The organism is Streptomyces apricus (assembly GCF_008369065.1).
Taxonomy (GTDB): domain Bacteria; phylum Actinomycetota; class Actinomycetes; order Streptomycetales; family Streptomycetaceae; genus Streptomyces; species Streptomyces apricus.
Map to the genome: position 1 here is coordinate 933,699 of NZ_VDFC01000040.1, position 4,764 is coordinate 938,462.

Genomic DNA, 4,764 nt, shown 5'->3' on the forward strand with positions numbered 1-4,764 from the left:
GTGCCGACACCGTCGGCACTGGGCGGGGGCGGTGGGGGCGCCCCCGATCTCGCACGGCTCGTGGAGACGGTGGCAACGGAGTGCCACCGCATCCGGCTGCGGCGCTGTTCTCAGCCGTTGGCCTTCTCGTAGGCCTCGCGGATGGACGCGGGAACGCGGCCACGGTCGTTGACCTCGTAACCGTTCTCCTTCGCCCAGGCACGGATCTGCGCGGTGTCCTGGCTGCCGCCGGAAGCGGCGCGCGCCTTTCCGCGTCCGCCCGAAGCGCGGCCCCCGGTGCGACGACCGCCCTTGACGTACGGGTCGAGAAGTCCACGGAGCTTGTCCGCATTGGCCGTCGTGAGATCGATCTCGTAGGTCTTGCCGTCCAGCGCGAACGTCACGGTCTCGTCCGCCTCGCCGCCGTCGAGGTCGTCGACAAGAAGGACCTGAACCTTCTGTGCCACCGGATTTCCTTTCATCGATATCTTCAGGGCCGAGGGTCCACGGCGGCTGCCGCAGTTTCGTGTCCCCTGTTATATGCAGTACTGCAGTACGTCGGAAAGCAAACCGCTTTTGATGGAAAAACACAAACCCCTGGGAGAGACGGATGCCGACCGGGAAGACCGGAAACGTGCGCGTTTCGGACATAGGGACACCGGGCAGGGGCGGCAAGAGGTGGCGGGCCGGTGCCGGAGGTATGTCCGGAGTATTACCCGCCGGCGATCACAGATGCAGAAGCATCCGGCTGTTGCCCAAGGTGTTCGGTTTCACTCGTTCGAGCCCCAGGAACTCGGCCACGCCCTCGTCATAGGAACGCAACAGCTCGGCGCGGACATCGGTGTCCACAGGTGTCTCACCGATCTCCACGAAACCGTGCTTCGCGAAGAAGTCCACTTCGAAGGTCAGGCAGAATACCCGGCGAACGCCGAGCCACCGGGCGGTCTCCAGCAACTTCCCCAGCAGGCGGTGACCGACCCCGGCGCCCTTGAGCGCCGGGTCGACGGCGAGGGTGCGCACTTCCGCCAGGTCCTCCCACATGACGTGCAGAGCGCCGCAGCCCACGACCTCCGTACCCGCTCCGGTGGCGCGTTCGGCCACCCAGAACTCCTGGATGTCCTCGTAAAGCGTCACCGTCGCTTTGTCGAGCAGGATGCGGCCGCGGACGTAGGAGTCGAGGAGACGGCGAACCGCCGGGACATCGCCGGTCCTGGCCCTGCGGACAGTGAGGGCATTAGTGCTGACTTCGGGCTGCTCTGCTGACATGTGGGGACGTTATCGCCCGGTCACGCCCTCCGGAGCGGCGGGGTTCTCGCGTGCCGTGTTCTCCTCGGGGGGCGTTTCCGGCCCTTGGACGATACGCACGGCATCGCGCAGCGCTTCACGCTGTTGTGGCGACATCATCCCGAAGAACGCGACGAGAGCGGCGGCGGGGTTGTCGCTGTGGGACCAGGCGTCGTTCATCAGTGCGGCCGAGTAGGCGGCACGCGTGGAGACCGCCTCATATCGATAGGCCCGGCCTTCCGCCTCGCGGCGCACCCAGCCCTTCTGATGGAGATTGTCCAAAACGGTCATCACCGTGGTGTAGGCGATGGACCGCTCCTGCCGAAGGTCTTCCAGGACTTCTCGTACGGTCACCGGGCGGTTCCAGTTCCACACCCTCGTCATGACCGCGTCTTCGAGTTCTCCCAATGGGCGAGGCACAGCTCAGAACAATAGGGGGAGATGTCGCCGATCGGGCGGTGGACGTGGCCCCGCGCGACAAACGGCAACAAAAAGGGCGTACGACTCGGGAATCCGATGAGTCGTACGCCCTGTCGTACGGCGCGCCGCGCCGTACGCCGTGCGGGGTCTCAGGCGTCGGTGTCGCGCGGGGCCTGCCGGGTGTGCTCGGCGTTCGCGAGGACCGCGTCGACCGCCGCGTCCTCCTTGGCCTTGTTGGCGCCGCCCTGGGTCTTCACGATCGTCACGATCAGACCGGTGAAGAACACGGCCATCACGACCGGGGGCACGAGCGCGGAGACGTAGTCCATGCCCTCCAGGGTAGCCACGGCGCCGGAATCCGTACGGCCCGGGGTCGCGCGTGTCCCCGGGCGGTGTTCACGGGCGACGTCCCTAGACGGCGGCGAGCCGCTGGGAGGGGGGCGCCGGCGGAGTGGCCGGGCGGCGCCTCGGGAAGACCTCACCCGGGGTCGGGACGGGGCGGTTGCGGTTCGGGGAGCTCGGCGCCGGGCGGTCGGCCGGATCGCCGGCGGGCTCCTGCGCCGGTTTGCCGGTGTCCGCGGCGGCGGTCGCCGCGAGGCCGCCGGGGAGCGCCGTCAGCCGCGTACGGGCGTGGCTGCGCGAGGCCGGGACCGCGCGGCGGGCCTCGCGCCTGCGCACGTCCTGCTCCGCGAGGGCGCCGCAGCGGTCGAGGAGGGCGGCCGCGACGGGGTTGCCGCGCAGCGCCCGCAGCGCGCCCAGGTCGTCGGCGACCGGGTGGTAGCCGGCCCGGACGGCCTCCTCCAGGAGCGTCAGGAAGCCGGCGGCCGTCCCCGGCAGGGCGGCGCGGTAGCGGGCGAGGTCGGCCAGCAGGAAGGCGCGCAGCCGGGCGCCCTCGCGGGTCGCCTCGTCGACGGCCTCCGCGAGGCGCAGGCAGTCCTGGAGGTCCTGGGCCGGGGCGGGGAAGGGGTGCAGGGCGAGGGCGAGGGCGCGTCGGAGCACACGCAGCTCCTCCGCACCGAACGCCAGACCGCCGCGGGATCCATGAGGCGTGGGCATGATCGCGACGATACGCGCTAATCAGACAAAATCCGCAGATCGGTGCGGTGCGGCGTGGCCGCGCCKCCCGGGCGGGGGCGCGGCCACGCCGGGCGCGTCAGGTGCGCGAGATGTTGCGCTCGTAGACGAGGCGCAGGCCGATGAGGGTCAGCCAGGGCTCGTGCTCGTCGATCACCGACGCCTCGCCGAGCACCATCGGGGCCAGCCCGCCCGTCGCGATGACGGTGACGTCCTGCGGGTCCTCCGCGAGCTCCCGGGCCATGCGGTCGACGACGCCGTCGACCTGTCCCGCGAAGCCGTAGACGATGCCGGACTGCATGGCCTCGACGGTGTTCTTGCCGATGACCGTGCGCGGCCGCGCGATCTCGATCTTGCGGAGCTGGGCCCCCTTGACGCCGAGCGCCTCGACGGAGATCTCGATGCCGGGCGCGATGACGCCGCCGGCGTACTCCCCGCGCGCGGAGACCGCGTCGAAGGTCGTCGCCGTGCCGAAGTCGACCACGATGGCCGGCCCGCCGTAGAGCTCGACCGCCGCGACCGCGTTGATGATGCGGTCGGCGCCGACCTCCTTGGGGTTGTCCATCAGGATCGGCACGCCGGTCTTGATGCCCGGCTCGACGAGCACGGCGGGCACGTCGCCGTAGTAGCGGCGGGTCACCTCGCGCAGCTCGTGCAGGACCGAGGGCACGGTCGAGCAGATCGCGATGCCGTCGATGCCGTCGCCCAGCTCGTCGCCGAGGAGCGGGTGCATGCCCATGAGGCCCTGCAGGAGCACGGCCAGTTCGTCCGCGGTGCGGCGCGCGTCCGTGGAGATGCGCCAGTGCTCGACGATGTCCTCGCCGTCGAAGAGCCCCAGGACGGTGTGCGTGTTGCCGACGTCGATCGTGAGCAGCATGCCTACTCAGCCCCGCTCAGCGACGATCCGGGGGCGTCGCGCAGGTCGAGGCCGATGTCCAGGACGGGCGCGGAGTGCGTGAGGGCGCCCACCGCGAGGAAGTCGACGCCGGTCTTCGCGTACGTCGCCGCGGTGCTCAGGGTGAGGCGGCCCGAGGCCTCCAGGAGCGCGCGGCCGCCCACCAGGGCCACGGCCTCCTCGCACTCGCCGGGCGTGAAGTTGTCCAGGAGGATCAGGTCGGCGCCCGCGTCCAGGACCTCGCGCAGCTGGTCCAGGGTGTCGACCTCGACCTCGATCGGCACGTCGGGGAAGGTCTCCCGGACGGCCGCGAAGGCCTGGGCGACACCGCCCGCGGCGACCACGTGGTTGTCCTTGACCAGGGCCGCGTCCGAGAGCGACATGCGGTGGTTGACGCCGCCGCCCGTACGGACCGCGAACTTCTCCAGGGCGCGCAGCCCGGGCGTCGTCTTGCGGGTGTCGCGCACGCGCGCGCCGGAGCCCTCCAGGACGTCCGCCCACGCGCGCGTGAGCGTCGCGATGCCGGAGAGGCGGCACAGCAGGTTCAGCGCGCTGCGCTCGGCCGTCAGCAGGTCGCGGGTGCGGGTCGTGACGCTCAGGAGCTTCTGCCCGGCCACCACGCGGTCGCCGTCCTCGACGTGCCGCTCGACCTCGAACTCGTCGGTGCAGACCACGGAGACGACCGCCTCGGCGATCCGCAGGCCCGCCACGACACCGGCCTCGCGGGCGGTGAAGTCGGCGGTGGAGACGGCCTCCTCGGGGATGGTCGCGACCGTGGTCACGTCCACGCCGTGGTCGAGGTCCTCCTCGACGGCCAGGTGCGCGATGTCCTCGACCTCGACGGGGTCGAGGCCGGCGTCGGTGAGGAGCCGCGCGAGGTCGGGGTCGAGCCCGCACTCGGCGTACTCCGCGTGCTCGGAGGGGTCGGCGTACTCGCCGCAGCCGCAGCCGTCGCCGCAGCCACCGCCGTCGAGGAGGGGAAGGTCCGGGTTGCTCACGTCTGTCACTGCTCCTGGGGGCTGGGCGCGGGGGTCCCCCCGGCACGGTCGCGGTCGTGCGCCCGGGGGATGGTCGGGGGGAAGTCTMGGGTGTCGGTGGTGTGCACCGCGAGG

7 protein-coding genes and 1 pseudogene are annotated in these 4,764 nt (G+C 71.2%); 1 reads left to right on the forward strand and 7 read right to left on the reverse strand.

The genetic code is table 11. The features are described 5' to 3' along the window. Window positions 1–132, forward strand: a pseudogene (locus FGF04_RS42235) (SCO3374 family protein); the annotation flags it as partial. On the opposite strand, the gene FGF04_RS17245 reads toward FGF04_RS42235, so the two are convergent. The 7 genes from FGF04_RS17245 to nadC all read right to left on the reverse strand — a co-directional run bounded on the left by FGF04_RS17245 (window position 111) and on the right by nadC (window position 4,650). Continuing rightward, window positions 111–446 (reverse strand): histone-like nucleoid-structuring protein Lsr2, encoded by a 336-nt coding sequence (locus FGF04_RS17245; protein WP_149512141.1) that lies wholly within the window; start codon window positions 444–446, stop codon window positions 111–113. The pseudogene FGF04_RS42235 and the gene FGF04_RS17245 sit on opposite strands and share 22 nt — an antisense overlap. 259 nt (window positions 447–705) lie before the next feature. After that, entirely contained in the window at window positions 706–1,245 is a 540-nt protein-coding gene (locus FGF04_RS17250) for an amino-acid N-acetyltransferase (protein ID WP_149512142.1), read from the reverse strand. A gap of 9 nt (window positions 1,246–1,254) precedes the next feature. After that, window positions 1,255–1,683 carry a BlaI/MecI/CopY family transcriptional regulator gene (locus tag FGF04_RS17255; protein ID WP_149512143.1) on the reverse strand — a complete coding sequence of 143 codons (429 nt, stop codon included), beginning with the start codon at window positions 1,681–1,683 and terminating at the stop codon, window positions 1,255–1,257. A gap of 149 nt (window positions 1,684–1,832) precedes the next feature. After that, window positions 1,833–2,012, reverse strand: coding sequence for a hypothetical protein (locus FGF04_RS17260; protein ID WP_149512327.1), 180 nt, complete (start codon window positions 2,010–2,012; stop codon window positions 1,833–1,835). A gap of 82 nt (window positions 2,013–2,094) precedes the next feature. Next, window positions 2,095–2,709, reverse strand: coding sequence for a hypothetical protein (locus FGF04_RS17265; protein WP_149512328.1), 615 nt, complete (start codon window positions 2,707–2,709; stop codon window positions 2,095–2,097). Window positions 2,710–2,836: 127 nt separating this feature from the next. Beyond that, window positions 2,837–3,634, reverse strand: coding sequence for a type III pantothenate kinase (locus FGF04_RS17270; RefSeq protein ID WP_149512144.1), 798 nt, complete (start codon window positions 3,632–3,634; stop codon window positions 2,837–2,839). Between the two features lie 2 nt (window positions 3,635–3,636). Then, window positions 3,637–4,650: a carboxylating nicotinate-nucleotide diphosphorylase gene (gene nadC / locus FGF04_RS17275; RefSeq protein WP_149512145.1), complete on the reverse strand. Its 1,014-nt coding sequence runs from the start codon at window positions 4,648–4,650 to the stop codon at window positions 3,637–3,639. Window positions 4,651–4,764 lie beyond the last annotated feature (114 nt).

What these genes read in the sequence shown, in the direction of transcription:
- FGF04_RS17270 (WP_149512144.1), bottom strand. Translation starts at nt 3,634, where the DNA reads ATGCTGCTCACGATCGACGTCGGCAACACGCACACCGTCCTGGGGCTC.
- FGF04_RS17250 (WP_149512142.1), bottom strand. Translation starts at nt 1,245, where the DNA reads ATGTCAGCAGAGCAGCCCGAAGTCAGCACTAATGCCCTCACTGTCCGC.
- FGF04_RS17260 (WP_149512327.1), bottom strand. Translation starts at nt 2,012, where the DNA reads ATGGACTACGTCTCCGCGCTCGTGCCCCCGGTCGTGATGGCCGTGTTC.